Raw genomic sequence first — 25,453 nt, forward strand, 5'->3', positions numbered from 1 at the left:
ATCCCCTTGAATAATCATTTTAGGTTATTTTTCTAATCCGATTGAAGCAATCAGACATAAAATGAAACAAATTCCCACTTGAGACCGGAATTGTCGCCAAATAACCACACTCGTGAGTTTCCCGAGGAAACACGCTTATCAGGCCGTTTTTGTTGGTTTTTTCGGGCGTTTTCAGCGATTTCGGCCGGATAGGGCGTGAAATAATCGCTCTTTCAGCACGCATGATTCGCCATTGCAGTGCAGCAATCAATCGAGACGAATTGTTACGCCAAAGAAAAAACGCCTCGTTGCAAACGGGGCGTTTTGTTCTGCAAAGCCGTAAGCGGTATTACCCCGCTTCGCTGACCCGTGTGAGCGCCGTTCTCAGGCTTGCGAGCTGAACTTCCAGCTCCGCCTTGCGCTCGCGCTCGGCGGCGACCACTTCCGGATCGGCATTGGCCACGAACTTCTCGTTCGACAGCTTCTTGTCGATGCGTTCCATTTCCGCATCCACCTTGCCGATCGCCTTTTCGAGACGGGCTTCTTCGGCCGCAAGATCGATGAGCTTGCCGAGCGGCAGGCAGACCGTGGCCTCACCGACGATGATCTGCGCGGAACCCTTCGGCGCGACATCGGCGGCGCGGATTTCATCCGCCCGCGCCAGGCGCCGGATGGCGGCGGCATGGCGGTCGAGCCGCGCTTCGGTGGAGGTATTCGCGCCGACAACCACCAGCGAGGCGGTGGCGCCCGGCGGCACGTTCATCTCGGCGCGCGCCGAGCGGATACCGGAAACGAGATCGATCAGCCAGTTGATTTCGGCCGCTGCGGCATCGTCGCGGAATTCCGGTTCCGGCCAGTCGGTGAGGCAAAGCAGGTCATCCCGCTCCTCGCCCTCGCCCGCCGTGTGCGCCCACAGCTCTTCGGTCATGAAGGGCATGAAGGGATGCAGCAGCTTGTAGATCTCCTCCAGAACATAGGCCGCGCAGGCCTGCGATTCCCTCTTCGCCTTCTCGTCCTCGCCGCTGAAGACGGGCTTCAGCAGTTCCAGATACCAGTCGCAGAACTGGTTCCAGACGAACCGATAGAGAATGCCGGAGGCATCGTTGAAGCGGAAATTCTCAAGCGCCGCCGTCACGTCGCGCGCCGTATTGGCAAGCTCGGTCAGGATCCAGCGGTTGATGGTGAGCGAGGCGGTTTCGGCGAGGAAATGCGGATCGCGCTTCACGCCGTTCATCTCGGCAAAGCGCGTGGCGTTCCACAGCTTGGTGCCGAAGTTACGATAACCGGCGATACGCGCCGGATCGAGCTTCACATCACGGCCCTGCGCCGCCATGATGGCCAGCGTGAAACGCAGCGCATCCGCGCCATATTCGTCGATCAGTTCCAGGGGATCGATGACGTTGCCCTTGGACTTCGACATCTTCTGGCCGTTCTTGTCGCGAACCAGCGCGTGGATATAGACCGTGCTGAAAGGCTCGACCGGGTTGCCGGCGTCGTCCTTCATGAAATGCAGGCCCATCTGCATCATCCGCACCACCCAGAACGGGATGATGTCGAAACCGGTGACCAGCACGTTGGTCGGATAATAACGCGCCAGTTCCGGCGTCTGCTCGGGCCAGCCGAGCGTCGAGAACGGCCAGAGCGCCGACGAGAACCAGGTGTCGAGCACATCTTCGTCACGGGTCAGGATTTCGCCCGGCTTGAAGTTCTCAAGCTTCTCCTCGACCCAGGCCTTCCACGGACCTTCATGGGCGATGTAATGCTGGATGGCCGCCTGCAGCGCCTCTTCCTCGGTCTTTTCAACAAAGACCTGCCCGTCCGGACCATACCATGCGGGGATCTGGTGACCCCACCACAATTGCCGCGAAATGCACCAGGGCTGAATGTTTTCCATCCACTGGAAATAAGTGTTTTCCCAGTTCTTCGGCACGAAATTGGTACGGCCTTCGCGAACCGAGGCAATCGCCGGCTGGGCGAGCGTCTTGTTGTCCACCCACCATTGGTCGGTCAGGCGCGGCTCGATCGGCACACCGCCGCGGTCGCCATGCGGCACCACATGCTTGTGCGGTTCGATCTTGTCGAGCAGGCCGGCTTCCTCGAAGATTTCCACGATGATCTTGCGGGCGGTAAAGCGGTCCTGCCCTTCCAGACGATCCCACGCGCCATGCAGGGCTGCCGGATGGCTGAGGCCTTCGAGAAAATCCTCGTTGTCCTTGATGGAGATCGTGCCGTCGATATTCATGACGTTGATGGCGCGCAGGCCGCAGCGTTTGCCGACTTCGAAATCGTTGAAGTCATGCGCCGGCGTGATCTTGACCGCGCCGGTACCGGCCGTCGGATCGGCATAATCATCGGCAACGATCGGGATCTTGCGGCCGACGATCGGCAGGAGGACATGCTTGCCGACAATGCCCTTGTAACGCTCGTCTTCCGGGTTCACCGCAATACCGGTATCGCCGAGCATGGTTTCCGGACGCGTCGTGGCGACGACGATATAATCGCGGGTTTCGAACTCGGTGGGCTTGCCCTCTTCGTCGAAAGCGATCGGGTACTGATAGGTGACGCCCTTTTCCAGCGGGTAACGCAGGTGCCAGAGATTGCCCTTGACCTCGATCTGCTCGACTTCCATGTCGGAAATCGCGGTCAGCAACTTCGGATCCCAGTTCACAAGGCGCTTGTCCTTGTAGATCAGGCCCTGCTTGTAGAGTGTGACGAAAACTTCCAGAACGGCCTCGGACAGACCCTCATCCATGGTGAAGCGCTCACGCGACCAGTCACAGGAAGCGCCAAGGCGCTTCAACTGGTTGAAGATCAGGCCGCCGGATTCGGCCTTCCATTCCCAGACCTTCTCCACGAAAGCCTCGCGGCCCATCTCGCGGCGGCCCGGCAGCTGCTGTTCCATCAGCTTGCGCTCGACGACCATCTGCGTGGCGATGCCGGCATGGTCCATGCCCGGCTGCCACAGCACGTCCTTGCCGCGCATGCGCTCGAAGCGGACCAGAATATCCTGCAGCGTGTTGTTGAGCGCGTGGCCCATATGCAGCGAGCCGGTCACATTCGGCGGCGGGATGACGATGGTGAAGGTTTCCGCGCCCGGCTTGGCGTTGGCACCGGCACGAAAAGCGTTAGCCTCGTCCCAGGCTTTGGCGATCTTCGGTTCGACGGATGCGGAATCGTAGGTCTTTTCGAGCATTTCCTGACCTGAATTTTAGAGTTCTTGTGTGGATTTTTTTAAATAAGGATGGACGGGAGAGAGTCAACAGAAACCCGCCCGCGAGCCAACCATTGAGTGGACCCACGGGTGACTATGACCCCATAACACCTTCATCTTCAACAAAAAAGCCGCCCCGATGCCGGAGCGGCCCCTGTTTCGTCGCATCCGCCGCAATCGCGGATGCGGCACGAGCTTGACTTAGCGGCGCGAACCGCGCGCCACCCGCTCGATTTCTTCGCGCACGAGACGCTCCACCAAAGTCGGCAGATTGTCTTCCAGCCAGTCCTGCAGCATCGGACGCAGCATCTCGGCAGCCATGTCCTCGATCGAGCGCCGCTCGACGCCGTCGAAAACCTCCGCCAGCTCGCTGAAGGAGCGGGCGATCTGCGCGCCGGCAGCGGCGGAAAGCAGATTGAGCGACAGACCGTCCGCGATATCCACCTCGTCTTTTGCCTGTGGCTCGGCCAGATCGAATGTGGGTTTTTCAACGACGGGCTCCAGCACCGCGATATCGAAACGCTCCGCTGTCAGCGGCGTTTCGATGGCACCGCGCAGCGAAAGCTGATCGAAGCGGCTTTCGGCCGAAGGGACGTTTTCGATGGCGGCAGCGGCGGCGCGATCCTCAGCGGCAAAAGATGCCGGGTGTTCGTTCACGCCTGCGGCGGCCGCAGCGGCCATCAGCGGGCGAACATCCGTCGGGCGCTGCGGTGCGGCGCGTTCGGAAGACGGCGCGGACAAAGGCTGCGATACAGTCGCAGCCGGCGGCGTGGTCTCGGTCGCGCCGCGCTGTGCCTGAGCGGCAAAAGCCTGCGGTCCCATGGCGGCGTTACGGTCGGCGGCGGCACGCACACGCGCGGCAACATCGGCAAGGGACATGGTCTTGTCGGCGGCGTTTTCCTGCCGTTCAGCCATTGCCTTTTCGGCGACCGGCGAAAAATCCTGCGCAGGCCGTGCGCCAAAAGCCTGGTTTGCGGCGGGGGGAACGCGCGCCGGCGGGCTGATGGGCTCCGCCACGAAGGCCGCTTCGCTGGCAGCCTCGTCTTCGTCGTCATAGACCGGCGGCAACTGCCCGGAAAACGCACCGGCAGGTCCTGTCTCGTTGCTTTCGATGATCCGGCGAATGGACGCCAAAATCTCTTCCATGGACGGTTCACGCGCTACGCTTGGCTGAGCCATATCAATCCCCGGTTTCCACTCTGAGCGCCCTTACCGTATCCATCGGACACCGGATGAAGCGCTCCTTGACCTGTTCAATGCACACATCGCGCTCGCGACGACCGAAATCGATCGCCACACCGATGCTCTGAAACATGGTCGGCCAAAGCGCCTGAGCATTTTGCCGTCCCTGTCGCAGGATCATGCGGGGCAGAAATACGCACACCCCGAATCACCCTTAGTTTAGGTCAGCATAGCGGGGAACTAAATCACTGATTCGACAAGTTTCGGGATGATGCACAGCTTTGTGAAATCGGCACGGCAGAAAGCGCCTTGCCGGCAAACCAAACACAAAACGCCGGGGCAGAAACTCCACCCCGGCGTTTAGAAGAAGAGGATCGCTTGCCGATCAGAAAACGAATTCGGCCACCTTGGCAAAACCCGGCAGCGGCTTGACCGAAGCATTGAAGAAAGTGGCGGCCGACGTGCTGTTGCCATCACGGCGATAGACGGTGGCCTTGGCGGCGCCGCCATATCCGACAACGACGACCAGACGTCCGCCGTCGCGCAGCTGGTCGGTCAGGGCCGCCGGTACTTCTTCCACCGCGCCGTTGATGAAAATGAGGTCATAGGGCGCTTCGCCCGCATAGCCCTTTTCGAGATCGCCGGTCACGACGGCGACATTGTCATATCCGAGCGACGCGAGCGTCTCGGTCGCCTGTGCGGCCAGCGCCTCATCGCTTTCAAGCGAAACCACCGAACCGGCGAGCTGGGAAAGGATGGCAGCCGCATACCCTGCGCCGCCGCCGACTTCCAGCACCACGTCCTCCTTCGACACGGCCGAAAGCTGCAAAAGCTTCGCCAGCGGCGAGGTCTTCATGACATAACGGGCCGGACGGCCATCGCGGGCGGGACAGATCTGCAGATCCTCGTCCACATAGGCAATCTGCCGCACGCCAGCCGGCACGAAAGCCTCGCGCGGCACGCTCAAAAACGCTTTCAGCACGGAATGCGACGTTACGTCGGTCGTGCGCAACTGGCTGTCGACCATATTGGCGCGTGCGGTTTCGAAATCCATCATATCGTGTCGCCTCAATTTCAAGGATAGGGCCAAACGAGCCCAAAGTCGGAAGATGCAGCCGACCGTTAAAACAATCTCATAATTGCCAGAAGCTGCGCTTTCAAGCGCGCTCATCGGATGTGATCCCAAAAAGCGTCGGCTGAGGGCGCAAATTTCTCGCGATGGCCACGGAATATATCGTCAGGAGGCGGGAATATCCGGCATGATCCACCAGAAAAGCTGAACAAGATCGCTCCAGAGCCGGGCGGTGTCCTCCATCATCTGGATCGTCGTGGCATAGGCATAGATAGAAAGGAGGGTCACGACACCCAAGAGCAGCCAGGGCCAGAGCCGTCGCTTGCTCCCGCTATCCGTACCGTCCTGCCGATCCTCATTCATGGCTGTTCTTCCCCATCCTCACCATAAACGATGCGCATGCGCGATCTGGCGACCAAGGACGTCTATCATATTCATGATGGGAGAAATTTGGAGGCCTCGCCCGGAATTGAACCGGGGTACAAGGATTTGCAGTCCTCTGCGTCACCACTCCGCCACGAGGCCTCACACGCTCTTCAATCAAGCGATGGCGGGCATTTAGAACGAATCCATTATGGGCGCAAGAGGGTTCGTTCCGAATGTGGTGTTTTTTCGGATCGGACCGGCGCGCCGCGACAGCCGAACTCCTAAGCGCTTAAGATTCCGAAGCTTTTTGTATCTGCCTCATATTTCAAAAAAACAAAGTCCGCATCCGGCGCGTTTGCGCCGTTGCGGGCAATACTGCATTTCCGTGCCGGCCGGTCAGAGCCGCCCAAGCAGAACCAGGATCAGAACGATCACCAGAACCAGCCCGAGGCCGCCCGACGGACCGTAGCCGTAATTATGGTAACCCCAGCTGGGCAATGCGCCGATCAGGAAAAGAATGAGCAGGATGACGAGGATGGTGCCGAGCATGTGTAACCCTCCACTATTGGCATGTGTCCTGTTTGTTTGAATGATGAAGCGCGCAAAAGGTTCCCTTTCCCGCATGCCCCCCGCGACACAATCATCGTAAAGCATCCCCTTGCCTTTCAACGGGTTACACCGGCAATTCGGGAATATGCCGCCTCCCTGGAGAAAATTTTCCGGCTAATTATATCGCGACGGAAAGCTCCGGATGCGAAGGAGCGGCAGGTCTTTCCGGAGACCGACTAAAGCAGCGATTTATTCGAGGTAATTTCTCGGCCTATGTCTATCGGCAGTTGTCCGTCATATTAGTGCCAGTCCCCCGTACCCTGAAACTGGCGGGAGACGGAGAGATCCGGCATCACTGGCAGTGCGCCGGATCTCTCCCGCCCCTCCCCCACGAACTCGAAGTCTACTTTTCAGGCACACGGATATTTTACCGGCTGTGTGATGCGTTTCCCTTGCCTTGCCGGTTTCACTCCGGCTAGACCCCGGACCGGGAGGGAGAAACGAGAATCATATGTCCGGTTTTGCGAACCTCATCCCGCTTTTCATCTTCGGCCTCCTCGTCTACCTTTTCTTTCGCTGGGTCGCGCGCGACATTCAGAATCCGAAGAGCAAATAATCGGGGAAAATCGTCTCCGGCCTCTTGCCCGCCGGGAACCGCCGCGCCTGCCCATCGTTTTCACGGACGCACCTGGGAGGACAGGATGAAAACGCTCGCATCAACGGCCATTATGACGCTCGCACTGGCACTTGCGGGATGCACCGCAGGCGGACCGGGCGTCTATCTCGGCCCCGCGCCCTATGTCGAACCCATCCCCGGCAGCATCATCTACAGGGGCCAGCCCCGCACCAAGCTGACGAAATCGCCGATCGGCAGTACCTTTACCCATGAATTCCGTATCGACGCCAGCACGAGAGCGGTGGAAACCTATCGCATCGCGCCTGATCGTTCGCTGGAACTCATCGACCGCCGCATCATCCGCGAATGGCTGTTCGGGCGCGACGACTGACCGCACCGCAACGGCAAGAAACGCGCCGGGAACGGGATTGCGCATCCCGGCCGCTTCGTTTAGAGCCGGGCGCAACGACCAATATGGATAGGCGATGAATACGCGCTGGCAAAAACCCGTCCTGATCGCGTTCGAAACGCCGGGCGACTATACGAGCATCGACACCACGCAGGCAGCCTCCTGGGCGCTGATCGAGGATTGGCCGATCGAAGACGGCGATGCGCTGGACAAGGCACTGCTGATCTGCGCCGCCGTCGATGCCGGCAGGAAAAAGCCCGAGGACGCCCGCAAGGCCTTCATCGCAGCCGCAATCGAAGCGGGTCTCGATATCAAGGCCTGAGAGCGGAATACCTGCGGGCCGCAGACCATAAATGCCGCTTGCGGGTGCGAGATTTTCAACAAAACGGGTTCGATGGATCGCAACAGATGGAAGCTTCCGGAAACATGAAAAAAGCCCTGTTCATTTTTCTCCTCTCCTGCCTGGCGATCGGCCTTCTTGGCCATCTCGTGGTCGCCTTCGTCGTCACGGGCTGAAGCGCGAAAATGCCCTCTGCCGAAAGGTGGAGCGGCCGGATTTTAGAATTTCCTGAATTTCATTCTTTCGTTATGGAACCGCGATAAACTTCGACCGTTCTCTTTTCACTCAACAGGAGGAGGGTTGGAATGCGTGACGGATTGAACGGTTTTCTCGAAATCTCGATGCTCGGCTTCGTGGTCGCAAGCTGCCTTTTCATGGTCAACCTGCCGATCTGACCCACTTCAAAAGCTCTTTTCCGAAAGCACCGGCGACGTGAAGTTCCGGTAAAAAAAATGCGGCCTGTCGGCCGCATTTCATTTTTCAACAATCGTCAAATCAGGCCGAAAGCTTGGCCGCCAGCTTGGCGACATGGGCGCCCTGATAACGGGCGGCTTCCAGCTCGATTTCGGAAGGCTGGCGCGACCCGTCGCCATCGGTGATGGTGGAGGCGCCATAGGGCGAACCGCCCTTGATTTCATCGACGCCCATCTGGCCCTGGAACGCGTAAGGCAGACCGACGACCGCCATGCCATGGTGCAGGAAGGTGGGGATGAAGCCGAGAATGGTCGATTCCTGTCCGCCGTGCTGGGTGGCGGAAGAGGTAAAGGCCGAGCCGATCTTGCCGACCAGCTTGCCGCTGAACCACAGGCCACCGCTCTGGTCCCAGAAATTGCGCATCTGCGAAGCGACCGTGCCGAAACGCGTGCCGGCGCCAACGATGATGGCGTCGTATTCGGCAAGCTCGTCCACCGTCGCCACCGGAGCCGGCTGATCCAGCTTGAAATGGGAGGACTTGGCAACCTCTTCCGGAACGAGTTCGGGAACGCGCTTCACCACGGCTTCCGCGCCGGTGGACTTCACGCCCTCGGCAACGGCATAGGCCATTGTCTCGATATGGCCGTAAGAGGAGTAATAAAGTACCAGAACCTTCGTCATTCTCTTCGTTTCCTTTGCTGGAACTGTTTCCGGCGTACCGGCGACAAGCTTCTTTAAAAACTCGATGATCATCGGCGTTGACCTGTAAAAAGCGTATGACAAAAAGGTAGCGGACGGATCGGCCCCCCGCCAGCCAGGGATTGGCATACGCACTGTTCACGATGAGTGAACGCTCGGGGCCATCGTCAACCAATCCCCCTTTTGCGTTTCTTTAAAACCGCTTTGCATTCGCACTGGCGCGGCGTTAACGTCTGACAAAACAGATGACGAGTGCAACCATGTCCAATCCCTCCTCCGCCCAGTCCGTCGTGACCGCCGCCATGCTCGCCATTGGCGACGAACTGCTTTCGGGCCGCACCAAGGACAAGAATATCGGCCACCTCGCGGATGTGCTCACCATGTCCGGCATTGACCTCAAGGAAGTGCGCATTGTCGCCGACGAGGAGGAATCGATCGTCGAGGCGCTGAATGCGCTGCGAAGCCGCTATGATTATGTCTTCACCTCGGGCGGCATCGGCCCGACCCATGACGATATTACAGCGGATGCGGTATCGGCGGCGTTCGGCCTGCCCTGCGAACACGATTCCGAGGCGCTGCGCCTGCTTGGCGACATGTACCGTGTCCGGGAGATGGAATTCACCGAGGCGCGCAAGCGCATGGCGCGCATGCCGAGAGGTGCGGCGCATATCGCCAACCCCGTTTCCGTTGCCCCCGGCTTCGTCATCGGCAATGTCCATGTCATGGCCGGCGTGCCGCAGGTGTTTCAGGCCATGCTCGACAATGTCATGCCGACGCTGCGCACCGGCGCGAAGGTCATGTCGCAGGCGGTGCGCTCGCCCTATGGTGAGGGCGATATCGGCACGCCGCTGACGGCCATCCAGAAAGCCCATCCCGAAACCAGCATCGGCTCCTATCCGAAATATGACGGGCAGCGTTTTTCGACGGAGATCGTGGTGCGCGCCCGCGATGCCGGCGTGCTGAAGGCGGCAACCGACGCGGTTGCGGCCATGATCGAAACCATCGGCCATGAAAAAAGACTGGCAGCCAGCAGCGGCGATGCAACCGCATGAGACAGAAAAGGCTTGAGACCGGCAAGCTTTGACCAAAATCAAGGTGGCGGCCCGCAAAGGCGGCCACTCTCCCCCTGAGCATTTCCGGGAAAAACGGAACAGCTTTTCCGTCCGGACAATGCGTAAAACAGAGACTTGGATCATTCTGGCGATTCGAAGAAAAGCCGGAACGATCTGAAAACGAGATGTCACCGAGGAGAGAGAAATGGGTTACAAGACGATATTGGCAGTGGTCGACAATGTTTCGAACACGCAGAAGCTCGGCGAATTCGTGGTGAGCCTTGCCGACCAGTTTTCCTCGCATGTGATCGGCCTGCATATGGAAACGCTGGCCGCCGTTCCCCTCGTCGCGCCGATGGAAATTCCCGACCCTGCCACCGTGCAGGCGCTGCAGGACGTGGCGCACAAGGAAACCACCGATGTCGGCACGCTTTTCGAGCGCACGCTGTCTGCCAACGGCGTCTCGCATGAGTGGCGCAGCTTCGTCACATCGGTGGGCTACGCTTCCGCCTCGGCCATCGACAGCGCCCGCTGCGCCGATCTCATCGTCGCCCGCCAGAGCAGTTCTTCCGCACTGTCGGACAGCCGTTCGGATATTGACGGTTTCCTTTATGAAAGCGGCCGCCCCGTTCTCCTCGTGCCGCATGTGCTGACCGTTGCCAAACCGATCAAGCGCGTCCTGATCGCCTGGAACGGCTCGCGCGAGGCGACCCGCGCCACCTTCGACGCCCTGCCCTTCCTCAAGGCGGCCGACAGCGTCGAGATATTCTCCGTCGATCAGGCCGAGAGCGAAACGCAGTCTTCCGGTCTCGCCGGTGCGGAACTGGCGGCCACGCTTGCCCGCCACGGCGTCAATGTCACGGTCACCTCGCAGGAAAAGATCGCCGGCGTCTCGCCGCAGGCGGCCATCGAAAACCGCCTGTCCGATAACAGCATCGACCTTCTGGTCATGGGCGCTTATGGCCATTCCCGCTGGTGGGAACTGCTGTTCGGCGGTGTGACGCGCACCCTGCTCGATTCCATGACCGCGATGACGCTGCTGTCGCGTTAAAAATGGATGCGGCGTAAACAGCGCCGCAAGCCCCGCCATCTCGCTTGAAACGAGCGTCTGCCGCTTGTTTCTTCTCCCCGCCGGGGAGAAGTCCGCGGCAGCGGGATGAGGGGGCGACGGTTGAGATAAACCGAGAGGTTGCCCCCTCATCCGGCCCTTCGGGCCACCTTCTCCCCGGCGGGGAGAAGAAACAGGCGGCAATCTCTCGGCCCCTCCACAATAACAGTCCTGTGCGCAAAGCTTGCCTTTTTGCCGGTCTTGCGGCTATTAGCCAAAGCCATCGACAATTTTGACCAGATGGTAGACGACATGTCCCTTCCCGATAAAGCCTTTCCCGTCTCCTGGGACCAGTTCCACCGTGATGCCCGCGCGCTTGCCTGGCGCCTTGCCGGTCTCGACAAAGAGTTCCGGGCGATCGTCTGTATCACCCGCGGCGGCCTCGTTCCGGCGGCGATCATTTCCCGCGAGCTGAACATCCGCATGATCGACACGGTCTGCATCGCCACGCGTCATGACTATGTCAATCAGGGCGACACGGTTCTCCTGAAGGGCGTGGCCCCGGAACTGACGGCTGATGCCGGCGAAGGCGTGCTTGTCGTCGACGATCTCACCGATACCGGCAAGACGGCGCTGGAAGTGCGCGAAATGTTGCCGAAGGCGCATTTCGCCTGCGTTTACGCCAAACCGAAGGGCGTGCCGACCATTGACACTTTTGTCACCGAAGTAAGCCAGGACACCTGGATCTATTTCCCCTGGGACATGGGTTTCACCTATCAGGAGCCGATCGCCAAGGGATCGCGCGGCTGACTGCCCACAGGGGAACCCATTTATCTTCCGTCATTCCGGCCTTGAGCCGGAATCCAGCCACGGCGCGTCTGCGCCGTGAGAAGAGTCTCTCGCGATCAAGGACTTGATCGCGCTGGACCCCGGATCTGGTCCGGGGTGACGGAGTGCGGATGCACCAACCGCGCAAACTTCGCCCCCAGCAATATCCACTCTTTCGCCGCCCCACCGAGGGCGGTTTTTTGTGGAGAAACGTCTTTTTTGACGGCTGCGAAAAATACGGAAATGCCGCAGTGTCGCCATTATGCCTCACCCCGGAAATGCGGGGTTTTGCCTTTCCGTTGCGGAAACCAGCCTCGCGCAAGCTTCAAATTTCCCCGCCAAGTCACTGATTTTTCTAATCGCTTTTCCTATCCCCGTTTTCCACAGGCACTCCACACAATATCTTGTGGTTAAAAATGGGTTTCAATCTATGGCTTGACGAATCTGTGCCGCGAGAGGAAAGTGACAATTATGTTGCGGCGGCAACGGACCGGAAAGTAACGAGGCCGGTTCCTCTCCATCTTCAGCGCGCATGTTCAAAGCGGCGTCCCGGCCATGAGGGGGCGGTTCGCCGCGGGCTTTTGCGCGCCTTTGGGAAACCGCCAAAAACATGATGCGGGGACTGGCGGCAGGAAGCTGTTGATACTATATTTAGTATTCCAAACTATGCTTGCAGCCGAATAAGCCACGAGATACAGGGATGACATCCAAGGATGAACATCCCTTACAGATCGGCAACACCCGGCTGCGCGAAGGCATCGCACGGCTGGACCGGATTTTTGCGCCCTTCATCGGGCGCCCAATGGACGAGGACAGGAAACCATGCGCATTGAACGCCGCTTCACGAAGCCCGGCCAATCGCCTTACGCGGAAATCGATTTCCGCAAGGCCGTCAGTGAAATCAAGAACCCGGATGGATCGATCGTGTTCCGTCTGGCGGATATCGACGTTCCCGCGCAGTTCAGCCAGGTTGCCACCGACGTTCTGGCGCAGAAATATTTCCGCAAGGCCGGCGTACCGAAGTTCCTGAAAAAGGTTGAGGAAAACGACGTTCCATCCTTCCTGTGGCGCTCCGTTCCCGATGACAAGGCGCTGAAGGACGTGCCGGAAGCCGAGCGTTTCGGCTCCGAGACCGATGCGCGCCAGGTTTTCGACCGTCTGGCCGGCACCTGGGCCTATTGGGGCTGGAAGGGCAAATATTTCTCGTCCGAAGAAGATGCGCTCGCCTTCCGTGACGAGCTTGCCTACATGCTCGCCACCCAGCGCGTTGCGCCGAACAGCCCGCAATGGTTCAACACCGGCCTGCACTGGGCCTATGGCATCGATGGCCCCGGCCAGGGCCACTTCTATGTCGACCCCTTCACGGGCAAGCTGACCAAGTCCAAATCCGCTTACGAACATCCGCAGCCGCATGCCTGCTTCATCCAGTCCGTCGAAGACGATCTGGTCAATGAAGGCGGCATCATGGATCTGTGGGTGCGTGAAGCGCGCCTGTTCAAATACGGCTCCGGCACCGGTTCCAACTTCTCCTATCTGCGTGGTGAAGGCGAAAAGCTTTCCGGCGGCGGCAAATCTTCCGGCCTGATGAGCTTCCTCAAGATCGGTGACCGCGCAGCAGGCGCCATCAAGTCCGGCGGCACGACCCGTCGCGCAGCGAAGATGGTCGTCGTCGATGCCGACCACCCCGATATCGAAGCCTATATCGACTGGAAGGTGAACGAGGAGCAGAAGGTTGCCGCGCTCGTCACCGGCTCCAAGATCGTCGCCAAGCACCTGAAGGCGATCATGAAGGCCTGCGTCAATTGCGAAGCAGATAACGGCGATTGCTTCGACCCGGCCAGGAACCCTGCCCTGAAGCGCGAAATCCGCGCCGCCAAGAAGGACATGGTGCCGGAAAACTACGTCAAGCGCGTCATCCAGTTCGCCGAACAGGGTTACAAGGACATCCAGTTCAAGACCTACGACACGGACTGGGATTCGGAAGCCTATCTCACGGTATCCGGCCAGAACTCCAACAACTCCGTTTCGCTGAAGGATGACTTCCTGCGTGCTGTCGAAAATGACGGCGACTGGAACCTCACCGCCCGCAAGGACGGCAAGGTCATGAAGACGCTCAAGGCCCGCGACCTCTGGGAAAAGATTTCCCACGCCGCCTGGGCATCGGCCGATCCGGGCCTGCACTTCAACACCACCATGAACGACTGGCACACCTCGCCGGCCGAAGGCCCGATCCGCGCTTCCAACCCGTGCTCGGAATATATGTTCCTTGACGACACGGCCTGCAACCTTGCCTCGCTGAACCTGCTGCAGTTCAAGGATGCCAAGACGAAGCGCATCGATATCGCCGATTACGAACATGCCGTTCGCCTGTGGACCGTCGTGCTCGAAGTCTCGGTCATGATGGCGCAGTTCCCGTCGCGCCAGATCGCCGAGCGCTCCTATGAATACCGCACGCTCGGCCTCGGTTACGCCAATATCGGCGGCTTGCTGATGTCTTCGGGCATTCCTTATGACAGCGATGAAGGCCGCGCCATTGCAGGTGCGCTCACCGCCATCATGACCGGCGTTTCCTACGCAACCTCGGCTGAAATGGCCGGCGAGCTTGGCCCGTTCCCGAGCTTTGCGCCGAACCGCGACAATATGCTGCGCGTCATCCGCAACCACCGCCGCGCCGCCCATGGCCTTTCGGATGGTTATGAGGGCCTGTCGGTCAACCCGGTCGCGCTCATCCATGCCGATTGCACCGATCAGGACCTCATCGCCCACGCGACAGCCGCCTGGGACAAGGCGCTGGAACTTGGCGAAAAGCACGGCTACCGCAACGCCCAGACGACGGTTATCGCGCCCACCGGCACGATCGGCCTCGTGATGGATTGCGACACGACCGGTATCGAACCCGATTTCGCGCTGGTGAAGTTCAAGAAGCTCGCCGGCGGCGGTTATTTCAAGATCATCAACCGCGCCGTTCCGGATGCGCTGCGTTCGCTTAGGTATTCGGAAAGCCAGATCGCCGAGATCGAGGCCTATGCCGTCGGCCATGGCAATCTCAACCAGGCGCCGGCCATCAATCCCTCGACGCTGAAGGCCAAGGGCTTCACCGATGAGAAGATCGAAGCCGTCAACGGCGCGCTGAAAAGCGCCTTCGACATCAAGTTCGTCTTCAATCAGTGGACGCTCGGCGCCGACTTCCTGAAGGGCACGCTCAAGGTTTCCGACGAGCAGCTCTCCGACATGAGCTTCAACCTGCTTGAGCATCTCGGCTTCGGCAAGAAGGACATCGAAGCGGCAAACGTGCACGTCTGCGGCGCGATGACGCTGGAAGGCGCACCGTTCCTCAAGGCAGAGCACCTGGCGGTCTTCGATTGCGCCAACCCCTGCGGCAAGATCGGCAAGCGTTATCTCTCGGTCGAATCGCATATCCGCATGATGGCGGCGGCACAGCCCTTCATTTCGGGTGCGATCTCCAAGACGATCAACATGCCGAATGATGCGACGGTGGAAGATTGCGGCGCAGCCTACATGCTCTCCTGGAAGCTGGCGCTGAAGGCAAACGCCCTTTACCGCGATGGTTCCAAGCTTTCCCAGCCGCTCAACGCCTCGCTGGTGGAAGATGACGACGAAGAAGATTTCGTCGAAGAACTGATCCAGCAGCCGCTCGCCCAGCAGGCCGTGACGATCACCGAAAAGATCGTCGAACGCGTCATCGAGCGTGTCTCGCGCGAGCGTGAGAAGCTGCCGAACCGCCGTCAGGGTTACACCCAGAAGGCAACCGTTGGCGGTCACAAGGTCTATCTGCGCACCGGCGAATTCGGTGACGGCCGCATCGGCGAAATCTTCATCGACATGCACAAGGAAGGTGCGGCCTTCCGTGCGATGATGAACAACTTCGCCATCGCCATTTCGCTCGGCCTGCAATATGGCGTGCCGCTGGAAGAATATGTGGAGGCCTTCACCTTCACCAAGTTCGAACCGGCCGGCATGGTGCAGGGCAACGACGCGATCAAGAACGCGACCTCGATCCTCGACTACGTGTTCCGCGAACTCGCCGTCTCCTATCTCGGCCGCCACGATCTGGCCCATGTCGATACGTCGGATTTCTCCAACACCGCACTCGGCAAGGGTATCCAGGAAGGCAAGACCAACCTCGTTTCCACCGGCTGGACCCGCGGTTACAAGCCGACGCTGGTGTCCAGCAATGGCGGCGAACGGTCGTCTTCCGAGCCGAAAGGTGCGGCAACGGCAGCCCCTGCCCGCGCCTCGGCCAACGTGACCTCCTTCGCCGGCTCCGCCGCCCGCAAGCTGGAACCGACGGTCTCCATAGCAACCTCCGAAATCGTCTCCTTCAAGCGGGACTATGAAGAGCGCGCCAAGGAACTGGCCGAAGAAATCGCCGAGGAAGTGATCGACGAGGTCGCCCAGGAAGCCCAGCAGACGGCAACCGCCCTCTTCTCCGACAAGGCCGCCGCAGACGCTGCATCGGCCAAGACGGAAGCCAAGAAGGTGGAAAACGAACGCCGCATGCGCTCGATCGCTCAAGGCTATACGGGCAATATGTGCTCGGAATGCCAGAACTTCACGATGGTGCGGAATGGCACTTGTGAGAAGTGCGATACTTGTGGTGCGACGAGCGGTTGCAGCTGAGCAAGGGCAACAGGGTTCCTCAGAACCTGAAATTGGCCAATCACGCATTTGATGGAATCCGGGCACTGAAAAGTGCCCGGAAATTTTCTTTTTGAATGACCGTGAAACAAGTACCGGGATCGCAAATGCAGGCATCACCATGGCACCGATGACCATGACCTTTCATCTTCAACCCACCAATTAGTCTGTTGGTGTTCCGGATGCCTTCGCATAAGCCGCCACTGCGATAAATGCGGCGATACTGACTAGCCCGAGACAAGCGTTGAGCGCCAGCGCGAAGCTCAAGCCAATATTCTCCATAAGCGCCGCAAAGACGAACGGCGCGCCAGCACTCACCGCAAGCCGAGAGGCTGCCATCTTTCCCGTGATTGCCCCATAGCCTTCCGATCCGAATAGGTAGAGCGGCAGGCTTCCCTGTACGATGCTGTTGATACCTGAGCCCAGACCGAGACAAATGGCAAAGGCAACCGCTCCCGGCAACCAGTGGCCTGTCATCAGCAGGATCAACACGCCCAGCGCGATTAAGACGGCAGAAAGAACGGCAAGTGCGGGCTGCGGCAGGCTCTTCCCGAAGATCATGTTGATCAAGCGACTGAGAACCTGGGCAGGGCCAAAAAGCGAACCGATCACGACAGCCGCCGCTCCCAGACCGAGGTTTCCAAGCATCGGCACCATGTGGGCGAGGATAGTGGAGAGAGTAAAACCGAGGATCGCAAAAGCGAAGGAGACGAGGATCATCACGCGGCGTCTCCTATGCGAAGCGATAGCCCCCACGACGGTCTCTCGTGCGCGGATCGTCGGGTCGGCGCTCGATCCTGCCTTTCCGACGCGCAGAATCCAGAAGTGAAGCGGCATACAAAGAAACAGATTCAGTCCCGCAAAGACGAGATAGATATCCCGCCAATTAAGATGGACAGCTAAGGCAGCCGAGATCGGCCAGAAAATGGTCGATGCGAAGCCACCGATGAGAGTGAGATAGGTGATGTTTCGGGACGCAGAACGAGGATTGTTTTCCACCAGAGTTGCGAACGCTGCCTGATATTGCACCATACCGGCGGATACTTCGAGCAGGATGATCGCAGCGGCAAAGACAGTAACCGAGGGCGACAAAGCGCAGATTGCCAGTGTAAATGCCGCAAGAGGCGAACCGATCGTCATCATGGTTGCGGCGCCAATCCGGTCCATCTGCCGACCGATATAGGTCGCCGACAGACCGCCGATAAAAAGAGATACCGAGAAGACGCCAAATACCTGAGAAAGCGTCAGGCCCAAATCCTGCGCCATTCCGGGCGCAAGGATGCTGAAGCTATAATACAGGGTGCCATAACCCACTATCTGTGTAAGGCCGAGCGCAGAGACGATGGCCGCAGATGCCTTGGAATTACCCAAAGATGTTGCCCTCGTCAGTCCGGCCATCGGCAGGGCGGCAGGTGCCGCCACGTTCGATATCCTCCCGGATGGCGGGATGCCCGGCACAGCAGTCTTCCATCAGGAATTTCACAAGAGCCGCCAAAGTATCGTAGCTGGCGCTATAGAGGATCGATCGCGACAGGCGCCGCTGCGAGATCAAACCAGACCGTTCCAGCTCTTTGAGATGGAACGACACATTCGTCGCCGAGACGCCCATGCGCTCGGCGATCACGCCAGCGGCCAATCCTTCAGGTCCGGCGACAACAAGTGCTCGAACAATAGAGAGGCGGGTCTCCTGAGAGAGAGCCGAGAGTGACAAGAGGGCCTGACGCTGGTCCATATTTCAATAATCCTTGAATTATTGCATAATTGGATAGCGCAGATTATGGAGGCCGACAAGACGATTATTTAGACGTGGTTTTGAGGTATCTTCAATATGCCCGCCTCGCACCGGATGACGTGGCGGCCGCGCCGCAAAAAGGCGCGGCCCAACCCACCCTCACCCCATAAAATCCACCAGCAACTTCACATTCAGCGCCGCAATCACCACCGCGATCAGCCACGCAAAGGCCGATAGCCAGAGCGGCGAGCGCAACTCGCCCATCTTGGCCTTGTCGGCGGTGAACATCACCAGCGGGAAGACGGCGAAGGAGAGTTGCAGGCTCAGCACCACCTGCGTCAGGATCAGCAGTTCCGCCGTGCCGCTGTCACCGTAGAAGATGGTCACGCCGGCGGCGGGAACGATGGCGATGGCGCGGGTGATGAGGCGGCGCAGCCAGGGGGCGAGCCGCATCTTGAGGAAACCCTCCATCACGATCTGGCCGGCAAGCGTTGCCGTGACGGTGGAATTGATGCCGCAGCACAAAAGCGCCACACCGAACAGCGTCGGCGCAATGGCAAGGCCGAGCAGCGGCGCAAGCAGATTATGCGCTTCGCCGAGTTCGGCGACATTCGTCTGCCCCGCCTTGTTGAAGGTCGCCGCCGCCAGAATGAGGATCGAGGCGTTGATGGTGAGCGCGAACATCAGCGCGATGGTGGAATCGAGCGTGGCGAATTTCAGCGCCTCGCGTTTTTCGGCAATGGTGGGGCCGATTTCGCGGGTCTGAACGATGCCCGAATGCAGATAGAGATTATGCGGCATGACAGTCGCACCCAGAATGCCGAGCGCCAGATAGAGCATGTCCGGATTGGTGACGATCTCGGTCGTCGGCGCAAAACCGAGGATCACCTGCCCCCAATCAGGGTCGGCCAGCGCCACCTGAATGGCGAAACACACGGCGATGACGCCAAGCAGCGTGATGACCAGCGCCTCCACCCAGCGGAAACCGAGCTTCTGCAGATAAAGGATCAGGAACACATCGAGCGCGGTGATGAGAACGCCGAGTTCGAGCGGAATGCCGAAGATCAGGTTGAGGCCGATGGCCGTGCCGATCACCTCGGCAATATCGGTGGCGATGATGGCGATTTCCGCGAGCAGCCACAGCACCATGGCAACGGGTTTCGGGTAGGCGTCACGACAGGCCTGGGCGAGATCTCGGCCGGAAGCAATGGCAAGACGGGCGCAGAGCGACTGCAGCACAATCGCCATGATGTTCGAGACCAGCGCGACGGTGAGCAGCGTGTAGCCGAATTTGGAGCCGCCGGCGAGCGACGTCGCCCAGTTGCCGGGATCCATGTAACCGACCGCGACGAGATAGCCGGGGCCGAAAAACGCCATGGCCCGGCGAAACGTGCTGGCATCCGGTTTGATACGGATCGAACTGTGAACGTCGGACAGCGAGAGATCATCGCCGTTCCGCCGCCATCCAAAGACTGGCTTGTCCATCTTCTGTGCTTTCAAATGGGAGAATGATTTAATGCAATTGCAAATCATTCGCATAAACGCAACAGGCTGGCAAGCGGGCTTTTCGGCCACGCGCCATCGCGGCGATTGCCGCGCATCTTGCAAGCAGGCATCGCGGCAGAGGATACCCTTCCCGGACCAGATAAGAGAGCCGTGCCGAAAGCAGCCTGGCCCAAACGCATTCAGGATGGCCAGAGTTTGCGCCGCCCCGCGACAGGCATCCCTCCGGCCATTCCGCTGACCCATTGACAGCCGCGATGTAGTGCCGTGTACACAGAGCTTCGATAGGTTTCAGACATATTTACAGAAGGAGCAGGCGCGTGAACCTGATTGCCCATGTCGAAATTCCCGTAGTTGATATTGAAAGGGCGATGCGTTTCTACAGCATCGTTTTCGATGTGAGCTTTGCGGAAATCGTCACGATCCACGACAATAAAATGGCCTATTTTCCCTTCGAGGAAGGCAAGGATGGGGCAAGCGGCGCGCTTGCCGAGGGTGAGGCCTATGTTCCCACGAAAGATGGGGCGATCGTCTATTTTGGCGTGAAGGACATTGACGACGTCCTTGAGAGAGCCGTGCGGGAAGGCAGCGAAATCCTGTTTCCCAAAACGCCGGTCGATGACACGCTCTTCGTCGCCGAAATTTCCGACAGCGAGGGAAACCGCATCGCGATCCAGTCCGCCTGATCGGCCGGATATATCGCGGACCGGGGAATGGCAACAGGCTTGGCCGAACAGGTCGCAGTCCTCACGGCCTTGTCATCACCCCTGCCCCGCCGGTGCGGAACAGCCGCGCACCCGCCTGCGTTGATCTTTCAGCAAGCAATCTATTGCGGGGAAGTTCATGCGAGACGGCGATAAATTCAGCCTGGTGAACCATCCGAGCCGATGGCCGAAATATATCATGGCGCAACGAAGGCCACGCGACTGGCTGATGACGATCAGCGGCCTCGTCCTGCTGTTCGTGGTCGCCGCGGCGGTCGCCATGGGTTATCTCGTCACCAGCCATCCCGGCAAGCCGGAACCCAATCCCGGCATCGTGGAGGAACAGGCAGCGGAAAACGGTGGGTAAGCGGCGGCGCAACTCGCGCCGCGCATCAACTCAGGCCGGCAAGATGCCCGCTGAACTGCGCCTCGTGCAGGCGGCTGTAATGGCCCTTGGCGGCCAGAAGTTCGGCATGACCGCCGGTCTCGGCAATACCGGTCTGGTCCACCACCACGATGCGCGAGGCGTCACGGATGGTCGCCAGCCGGTGGGCGATGACGAGCGTGGTGCGGCCCTTGGCAAGCTCCGTCAGCGATTGCTGAATGGCCCGCTCGGTTTCCGTATCGAGCGCCGAGGTCGCCTCGTCGAGAATGAGGATCGGCGGGTTCTTGAGGAACATGCGCGCGATGGCGAGACGCTGTTTCTGACCACCGGACAATTTGACGCCGCGTTCGCCGATGACAGTATCGAGCCCGAGCGGCATCGCCTCGATGACGCTGTCGAGACGGGCGCGCCGCGCCGCATCCATGATTTCCCCGTCTGAAGCGCCAAGCCGGCCATATTCGATATTCTCGCGGATCGTGCCGCCGAACAGGAAGACATCCTGCTGCACGATGCCGATCTGGTTGCGCAGCGAGGCGAGCTTCATCCTGCGGATATCGATGCCGTCAATGGTAATCGCGCCGCTGGTGACATCGTAAAAGCGCGGCAGCAGCGAACAGAGCGTCGTCTTGCCCGCACCCGACGGGCCGACAAAGGCCACCGTCTCGCCGGCGCTGATCTTCAGATCGATATTGTCGAGAACCCGTTTGCCCTCGGCATAACCGAAACCGACATGGCGATATTCGATGGCGCCGGAAAGCGCCGGCGCTTCGATTGCGTCAGGCGCATCGACAATATCAGGCGCGGTATCCAGAAGCTCGGTGAAGCGGCGGAAACCGGCGATACCCTTCGGATAGGTCTCGATCACCGAATTGATCTTTTCCACCGGCCGGAAAAACACACCGACCAGCAGCAGGAAACCGACAAAGCCGCCTTCCGTGAGACTGCCCGTCAGCACGAACCAGGCGCCGCAGATCATCACGATCATCTGCGTCAGCCGCATGCTCATATAGCTGAGCGAGGTGCTGGCCGCCATGATCTTGTAGGCGTCGAGCTTGGTGCGGCGGTATTTCTGGTTGTCCTTCTCGAACAGCGCCCGTTCGTGATCCTCGTTGGCAAAGGCCTGCACCACCCGCATGCCGCCGACATTTTCCTCGATACGGGCGTTGAAATCCCCCACCCGGCCATAAAGCGCGCGGAAATTCTGCGTCATGCGGCCGCCGTAACGGCTGGTCACCCAGGCGGTGACCGGCACTACGGCGGCGGTGATGAGCGCCAGCGGCACATTGACCGACATCATCAACAGGAAGGCGCCGATGAAGGTCATGATGGCGATGAACAGATCCTCGGGGCCATGATGGGCCACCTCGCCGATCTCTTCCAGATCCTTGGTCAGCCGCCCGACCAGATGGCCGGTCTTCTGGTTGTCAAAATAACGGAAGGAAAGTTTTTGCAGATGATCGAAGGCCAGACGCCGCATGTCGGTCTCGATATTGATGCCGAGCATATGTCCCCAATAGGTGACGGTCGCCATCAACCCGGTATTCAGCACATAGATAAGCAGCAGCCCCACCGAGGCGGCAAGGATGATCGCCCATTCACCACCCGGCAGAAGCACATCCACAAAGGCCTTCACGGCCATGGGAAAACCCAGTTCGAGCACGCCCGACAAAACCGCGCAGGAAAAATCGAGAATGAACAGGCTGCGATAGGGACGATAATAGGCGAAGAAACGGCGGAGCATGGCATGACCTGGAGATCGGACGCGGCAACCTGACGCCGCAGAAAAACGGAGTTTAATTGTCATATTTCAAGGCGCGCGCCAAGGCTGATGTTCTATTTTTACCAAAATCGTTCAATAGCTTCAGCAATAAACACACAACGGTAATGTGATCCGATTATATTGCACTTATATGTGTCGGTGTGACAGAGTGAATGCACCCTTCGGGGAGAATGCGAGAAAGAGCCTGCCGTGAGTAACATTGACAGCCGTAAGCAGAATGGCGAACCGAGATGGCTTGGTCCCGCCAGCCCGACGCGGATCGCCCTGATCCCGCCCATCTCGGCTGCGCGCTGGCTGCTCGTTCTCGTCGCCCTTGCGGGTATTTATTTCTTCCACGGCTTTCTTGTTCCCGTTCTCGCCGCCCTCGTCATCGGTTTCGCCAGCTGGCCGGTCTATACGCGGCTCCTGCGGCAGGTGGGCGGCAACACCACGCTCGGCGCCACCATCGCCATCATCCTCATCCTCGCCTTCCTCGTGGTGCCGATCTTCATCGCCGCCTCCTATACGGCGAGCGAAATCCGCGAATGGTTCGGCTGGGCGGTGCATGTCAACAAGACCGGAGCACCCGTGCCGGACTGGATTGCGGCGCTGCCCGCCGTCGGCCCCTGGCTCGGCGAACAATGGGTGAAATATATCGGCACGCCGGGCGCCATCGGTGAGCTCATCCAGCTCGTCAGCGGCGCCAATATCGGCAATATCTATCGGGCGATCCTCGCCGCCGGCAACGGCGCCTTCCATCTGGTGCTGACGCTGCTGTTCATGCTGATCGCGCTGTTCTTCGTTTATCGCAACGGCGCGGGCTTCACCCGGCAGGTCGATCTGGTGGGTGAGCGCATCCTGCCGACGCGCTGGGAACGCATTTCCCGCGTCGTGCCCGCCACCATCAGCTCCACCGTGACCGGCATGACGCTGATCGCCATCGGCGAAGGCATCATCCTCGGCATCGCCTACTGGATCGCCGGCGTGCCCTCGCCCGTCACGCTTGGCGTGCTGACCGGCGTCATGGCGCTCATTCCGGGCGGCGCGCCGCTCTCCTTTACGCTGGTGTCGATCTATTTGGTCGCCAGCGGCTCCCCCGCCCACGGGCTGGCGCTGTTCGTCTGGGGCTCGGTCGAACTCTTCATCGTCGACAAGACCATCCGCCCGAAGCTGGTGGGCGGCCCGATCAAGCTGCCCTTCCTGCCCACCTTTTTCGGCCTCGTCGGCGGCGTCAAGACCATGGGTTTCCTCGGCCTCTTCATCGGCCCGGTGCTGATGGCGCTGCTGGTCGCGATCTGGCGTGAATGGGTGCGTGAAGTGGAAATCTCCGCTGCCGCCAGCGCCGAGGCGCCGCCTCCGCCGCCCACCCGCAACGATCCCACAGCGGAGGCTGTTTCGCGTGAGGACGATAGCGACGAAACCACGGCGTTTCGGAAAGCGGTGTTTTGATTGGTGAAGCCTGCGGCAGGTGCCGCGGCTCTGGTAACGATAGATAATCCTTGAACCTCGCATCCGTCATGCTCGGGCTTGTTCCTAGCATCTGCGATCTATCGGTTCTCCGGTACGGGATTTGATTCTCGGCACGTTGCCGTCACCCTCAATTTTAAGTTTTCATTGAGGTCTGAAGCCGGTTGGGAGCGGTGAATACACCATCGGCGTCATCCTCGGCCCTGTGCCGAGGATCTAATCACGTCGAATAAAATCAATCGGTTGCAGATAGCAGGGACAAGCCCGAGGATGACGTCGGAGTGTTTGACGCGATCTGTCGTCCATTGTCCACGCTACTTTTCATGTCGTGTCCATTCCTTCATTCCGGACATTGCAAGGTCGCGGCAAACCTGTGCCGTAGACTTATAGCGCCTTCTCCATGAACAGGCTGAGCGGATCAGGCTTATAGGGCGCAAAGGCCTCGATCTCGACAAATCCCGCCTTGCGGTAAAGACCGATCGCCTCCGGCTGGCTAATGCCGGTTTCAAGCCGGATGGCGGAAAGGCCAAGCTCCGTGCCGCGCGCAACAAGCGTATCCATGATCAGCTTGCCGATCCGCAACCCCCGCGCATCGGGATCGACGAACATGCGCTTGATTTCCGCCGTCCCGTCACCCGCTTCCACCAGCGCCCCGCAGCCGACGACGCGGCCCTCGTGCCGCACCACGAAAAACGAGACATTGTCCTTCTCGAGCGCGCCGATATCGACCAGGTGATTGCTTTCGGCGGGATAAAGCGAGGCCATATAGGCGTTGGAAAGATCGATGAGGCGCAGAACCGCGTCCTGCCGCGGTGTTTCAAGCTTGATTTCGGTGGCCAATGCGATGCCTGCTTTCTCTCAAAAAATGCGTATTTCGTCGTAATGTCACTGCAATCGGGATAGATGAGTTTCTAGAGCATTATTCCCGACAGAGGCAACACACCCCATGAAAACAGCCCTCGTTCTCATGACCTTCCTTGGCTGCGACGACAGCGCCACCGATTGCCATTACCTCGCCACCTCGCAGCAGCGCTGGACGAGCATCGAACTGTGCGACGCCGTGTCGGAAAAGGAGCTGGAACGCTTCGCCAACGCGTCCTATCCGGTTGTGGTGGCCGTGTGCCAGACCCCGGGCGAGCAGACCCCGCAGACGGCCGGCACGCAGCCCCCTGCTGCGGCACCCGCCGATGCACAGCCGGCAACGGCGGCGGTTACGCCGAAGGAAGAGGAAAGCCTCACCAAACAGGCGATCAGCCGCGTCAGCCGCATCCTTCCTTCCACCGAAGGCATAAAGCACCTGCTGGGGACGCCGGTCAGGATGGTTGAAAACAGCTATTCGTGGATTGCCAAGCGGTTCGACAAGTGATTGCGGGGAGCCGATGTTCCCTCATCAAGTCAGTCGTATTTGCTCATTTTGATATTCTTTCAATCTTGCGTTTGCGATGACGATGATGTGGCGCATGATTGCACCAAGAGCTG

Annotated in this window: 22 protein-coding genes and 1 tRNA gene; 10 read left to right on the top strand and 13 right to left on the bottom strand. The window is 59.6% G+C overall.

From position 1 onward, the window contains the following. Nucleotides 1-328 precede the first annotated feature (328 nt). The 7 genes from ACIQUH_RS18850 to ACIQUH_RS18880 all read right to left on the bottom strand — a co-directional run bounded on the left by ACIQUH_RS18850 (nucleotide 329) and on the right by ACIQUH_RS18880 (nucleotide 6,359). Nucleotides 329-3,172, bottom strand: a complete 2,844-nt coding sequence (locus ACIQUH_RS18850; RefSeq protein ID WP_400817742.1) for a valine--tRNA ligase — start codon at nucleotides 3,170-3,172, stop codon at nucleotides 329-331. 219 nt (nucleotides 3,173-3,391) lie between these two features. Beyond that, the gene (gene popZ / locus ACIQUH_RS18855; RefSeq protein WP_400817744.1) at nucleotides 3,392-4,369 is read right to left on the bottom strand and encodes a cell division protein PopZ; all 978 of its coding nucleotides are present in this window, start codon (nucleotides 4,367-4,369) and stop codon (nucleotides 3,392-3,394) included. Between the two features lies 1 nt (nucleotide 4,370). Beyond that, a complete protein-coding gene (locus ACIQUH_RS18860; protein ID WP_400817746.1) occupies nucleotides 4,371-4,505 on the bottom strand; it encodes a hypothetical protein in 135 nt (44 codons plus the stop codon). Nucleotides 4,506-4,757: 252 nt separating this feature from the next. Then, the gene (locus ACIQUH_RS18865; RefSeq protein ID WP_400817748.1) at nucleotides 4,758-5,429 is read right to left on the bottom strand and encodes a protein-L-isoaspartate O-methyltransferase; all 672 of its coding nucleotides are present in this window, start codon (nucleotides 5,427-5,429) and stop codon (nucleotides 4,758-4,760) included. A gap of 180 nt (nucleotides 5,430-5,609) precedes the next feature. Then, complete coding sequence (locus tag ACIQUH_RS18870) at nucleotides 5,610-5,807, bottom strand: hypothetical protein (protein WP_400817750.1); 198 nt, start codon at nucleotides 5,805-5,807, stop codon at nucleotides 5,610-5,612. 88 nt (nucleotides 5,808-5,895) lie between these two features. Then, nucleotides 5,896-5,969 (bottom strand) — tRNA-Cys (locus tag ACIQUH_RS18875). A gap of 237 nt (nucleotides 5,970-6,206) precedes the next feature. Then, the gene (locus ACIQUH_RS18880) at nucleotides 6,207-6,359 is read right to left on the bottom strand and encodes a DUF3309 family protein (RefSeq protein ID WP_269314773.1); all 153 of its coding nucleotides are present in this window, start codon (nucleotides 6,357-6,359) and stop codon (nucleotides 6,207-6,209) included. Nucleotides 6,360-7,060: 701 nt separating this feature from the next. Here ACIQUH_RS18880 and ACIQUH_RS18885 point away from each other — a divergent pair. Both ACIQUH_RS18885 and ACIQUH_RS18890 read left to right on the top strand, forming a co-directional pair. Further along, nucleotides 7,061-7,366 (top strand): hypothetical protein, encoded by a 306-nt coding sequence (locus ACIQUH_RS18885; RefSeq protein ID WP_400817752.1) that lies wholly within the window; start codon nucleotides 7,061-7,063, stop codon nucleotides 7,364-7,366. 94 nt (nucleotides 7,367-7,460) lie between these two features. Beyond that, nucleotides 7,461-7,706: a DUF982 domain-containing protein gene (locus tag ACIQUH_RS18890; RefSeq protein WP_003523370.1), complete on the top strand. Its 246-nt coding sequence runs from the start codon at nucleotides 7,461-7,463 to the stop codon at nucleotides 7,704-7,706. A 513-nt stretch (nucleotides 7,707-8,219) separates the two neighbouring features. Here ACIQUH_RS18890 and wrbA read toward each other — a convergent pair. After that, a complete protein-coding gene (gene wrbA, locus ACIQUH_RS18895) occupies nucleotides 8,220-8,819 on the bottom strand; it encodes an NAD(P)H:quinone oxidoreductase type IV (RefSeq protein ID WP_400817754.1) in 600 nt (199 codons plus the stop codon). 278 nt (nucleotides 8,820-9,097) lie between these two features. Between wrbA and ACIQUH_RS18900 the strand changes: the two genes are divergently transcribed. The 4 genes from ACIQUH_RS18900 (at nucleotide 9,098) to ACIQUH_RS18915 (ending at nucleotide 16,406) form a co-directional block, all read left to right on the top strand. Continuing rightward, a complete protein-coding gene (locus ACIQUH_RS18900) occupies nucleotides 9,098-9,889 on the top strand; it encodes a competence/damage-inducible protein A (protein WP_400817756.1) in 792 nt (263 codons plus the stop codon). Nucleotides 9,890-10,094: 205 nt separating this feature from the next. Next, a complete protein-coding gene (locus tag ACIQUH_RS18905) occupies nucleotides 10,095-10,940 on the top strand; it encodes a universal stress protein (protein ID WP_400817758.1) in 846 nt (281 codons plus the stop codon). A 309-nt stretch (nucleotides 10,941-11,249) separates the two neighbouring features. After that, entirely contained in the window at nucleotides 11,250-11,747 is a 498-nt protein-coding gene (gene gpt, locus ACIQUH_RS18910; RefSeq protein ID WP_080790571.1) for a xanthine phosphoribosyltransferase, read from the top strand. An 840-nt stretch (nucleotides 11,748-12,587) separates the two neighbouring features. Then, nucleotides 12,588-16,406 (top strand): vitamin B12-dependent ribonucleotide reductase, encoded by a 3,819-nt coding sequence (locus tag ACIQUH_RS18915; protein ID WP_400817761.1) that lies wholly within the window; start codon nucleotides 12,588-12,590, stop codon nucleotides 16,404-16,406. A gap of 180 nt (nucleotides 16,407-16,586) precedes the next feature. On the opposite strand, the gene arsK is transcribed toward ACIQUH_RS18915, so the two are convergent. From arsK to ACIQUH_RS18930, 3 genes are all read right to left on the bottom strand, one after another. Then, nucleotides 16,587-17,822 carry an arsenite efflux MFS transporter ArsK gene (gene arsK / locus ACIQUH_RS18920; protein WP_400817787.1) on the bottom strand — a complete coding sequence of 412 codons (1,236 nt, stop codon included), beginning with the start codon at nucleotides 17,820-17,822 and terminating at the stop codon, nucleotides 16,587-16,589. Continuing rightward, nucleotides 17,788-18,156, bottom strand: a complete 369-nt coding sequence (locus ACIQUH_RS18925; RefSeq protein WP_400817763.1) for an ArsR/SmtB family transcription factor — start codon at nucleotides 18,154-18,156, stop codon at nucleotides 17,788-17,790. Before ACIQUH_RS18925 ends, arsK begins: the two co-directional genes overlap by 35 nt. A 159-nt stretch (nucleotides 18,157-18,315) precedes the next feature. After that, nucleotides 18,316-19,641, bottom strand: coding sequence for an Nramp family divalent metal transporter (locus ACIQUH_RS18930; RefSeq protein WP_400817765.1), 1,326 nt, complete (start codon nucleotides 19,639-19,641; stop codon nucleotides 18,316-18,318). Nucleotides 19,642-19,979: 338 nt separating this feature from the next. Here ACIQUH_RS18930 and ACIQUH_RS18935 point away from each other — a divergent pair, with 338 nt between their 5' ends. Beyond that, on the top strand, nucleotides 19,980-20,345 hold the full coding sequence (locus ACIQUH_RS18935) for a VOC family protein (protein ID WP_400817767.1): 366 nt from the start codon (nucleotides 19,980-19,982) through the stop codon (nucleotides 20,343-20,345). Between the two features lie 157 nt (nucleotides 20,346-20,502). Beyond that, nucleotides 20,503-20,730, top strand: coding sequence for a hypothetical protein (locus tag ACIQUH_RS18940; RefSeq protein WP_400817769.1), 228 nt, complete (start codon nucleotides 20,503-20,505; stop codon nucleotides 20,728-20,730). 25 nt (nucleotides 20,731-20,755) lie between these two features. On the opposite strand, the gene ACIQUH_RS18945 is transcribed toward ACIQUH_RS18940, so the two are convergent. Continuing rightward, complete coding sequence (locus ACIQUH_RS18945) at nucleotides 20,756-22,489, bottom strand: ABC transporter ATP-binding protein (RefSeq protein ID WP_400817771.1); 1,734 nt, start codon at nucleotides 22,487-22,489, stop codon at nucleotides 20,756-20,758. Nucleotides 22,490-22,717: 228 nt separating this feature from the next. On the opposite strand from ACIQUH_RS18945, the gene ACIQUH_RS18950 reads away from it, so the two are divergent. Then, entirely contained in the window at nucleotides 22,718-23,956 is a 1,239-nt protein-coding gene (locus ACIQUH_RS18950; RefSeq protein WP_400817773.1) for an AI-2E family transporter, read from the top strand. A gap of 402 nt (nucleotides 23,957-24,358) precedes the next feature. Here ACIQUH_RS18950 and ACIQUH_RS18955 read toward each other — a convergent pair whose 3' ends face one another. After that, complete coding sequence (locus ACIQUH_RS18955) at nucleotides 24,359-24,814, bottom strand: GNAT family N-acetyltransferase (protein ID WP_400817775.1); 456 nt, start codon at nucleotides 24,812-24,814, stop codon at nucleotides 24,359-24,361. Nucleotides 24,815-24,920: 106 nt separating this feature from the next. Here ACIQUH_RS18955 and ACIQUH_RS18960 point away from each other — a divergent pair, with 106 nt between their 5' ends. Then, a complete protein-coding gene (locus tag ACIQUH_RS18960) occupies nucleotides 24,921-25,340 on the top strand; it encodes a hypothetical protein (protein WP_400817777.1) in 420 nt (139 codons plus the stop codon). The last annotated feature ends 113 nt before the right edge of the window (nucleotides 25,341-25,453 follow it).

The sequence above is a fragment of the Agrobacterium sp. NPDC090283 genome (genome assembly GCF_044769685.1).
GTDB lineage: Bacteria > Pseudomonadota > Alphaproteobacteria > Rhizobiales > Rhizobiaceae > Agrobacterium.

Excerpts from the sequence above, each read along its gene's own strand:
- ACIQUH_RS18865 (WP_400817748.1), bottom strand. The coding sequence starts at position 5,429 with ATGATGGATTTCGAAACCGCACGCGCCAATATGGTCGACAGCCAGTTG.
- popZ (WP_400817744.1), bottom strand. The coding sequence starts at position 4,369 with ATGGCTCAGCCAAGCGTAGCGCGTGAACCGTCCATGGAAGAGATTTTG.
- ACIQUH_RS18885 (WP_400817752.1), top strand. The coding sequence starts at position 7,061 with ATGAAAACGCTCGCATCAACGGCCATTATGACGCTCGCACTGGCACTT.
- ACIQUH_RS18930 (WP_400817765.1), bottom strand. The coding sequence starts at position 19,641 with ATGGACAAGCCAGTCTTTGGATGGCGGCGGAACGGCGATGATCTCTCG.
- ACIQUH_RS18905 (WP_400817758.1), top strand. The coding sequence starts at position 10,095 with ATGGGTTACAAGACGATATTGGCAGTGGTCGACAATGTTTCGAACACG.
- ACIQUH_RS18900 (WP_400817756.1), top strand. The coding sequence starts at position 9,098 with ATGTCCAATCCCTCCTCCGCCCAGTCCGTCGTGACCGCCGCCATGCTC.
- ACIQUH_RS18870 (WP_400817750.1), bottom strand. The coding sequence starts at position 5,807 with ATGAATGAGGATCGGCAGGACGGTACGGATAGCGGGAGCAAGCGACGG.
- gpt (WP_080790571.1), top strand. The coding sequence starts at position 11,250 with ATGTCCCTTCCCGATAAAGCCTTTCCCGTCTCCTGGGACCAGTTCCAC.
- ACIQUH_RS18860 (WP_400817746.1), bottom strand. The coding sequence starts at position 4,505 with ATGTTTCAGAGCATCGGTGTGGCGATCGATTTCGGTCGTCGCGAGCGC.
- ACIQUH_RS18960 (WP_400817777.1), top strand. The coding sequence starts at position 24,921 with ATGAAAACAGCCCTCGTTCTCATGACCTTCCTTGGCTGCGACGACAGC.
- ACIQUH_RS18915 (WP_400817761.1), top strand. The coding sequence starts at position 12,588 with ATGCGCATTGAACGCCGCTTCACGAAGCCCGGCCAATCGCCTTACGCG.
- ACIQUH_RS18880 (WP_269314773.1), bottom strand. The coding sequence starts at position 6,359 with ATGCTCGGCACCATCCTCGTCATCCTGCTCATTCTTTTCCTGATCGGC.
- ACIQUH_RS18890 (WP_003523370.1), top strand. The coding sequence starts at position 7,461 with ATGAATACGCGCTGGCAAAAACCCGTCCTGATCGCGTTCGAAACGCCG.
- ACIQUH_RS18850 (WP_400817742.1), bottom strand. The coding sequence starts at position 3,172 with ATGCTCGAAAAGACCTACGATTCCGCATCCGTCGAACCGAAGATCGCC.
- ACIQUH_RS18940 (WP_400817769.1), top strand. The coding sequence starts at position 20,503 with ATGCGAGACGGCGATAAATTCAGCCTGGTGAACCATCCGAGCCGATGG.
- ACIQUH_RS18925 (WP_400817763.1), bottom strand. The coding sequence starts at position 18,156 with ATGGACCAGCGTCAGGCCCTCTTGTCACTCTCGGCTCTCTCTCAGGAG.
- arsK (WP_400817787.1), bottom strand. The coding sequence starts at position 17,822 with ATGGCCGGACTGACGAGGGCAACATCTTTGGGTAATTCCAAGGCATCT.
- ACIQUH_RS18945 (WP_400817771.1), bottom strand. The coding sequence starts at position 22,489 with ATGCTCCGCCGTTTCTTCGCCTATTATCGTCCCTATCGCAGCCTGTTC.
- wrbA (WP_400817754.1), bottom strand. The coding sequence starts at position 8,819 with ATGACGAAGGTTCTGGTACTTTATTACTCCTCTTACGGCCATATCGAG.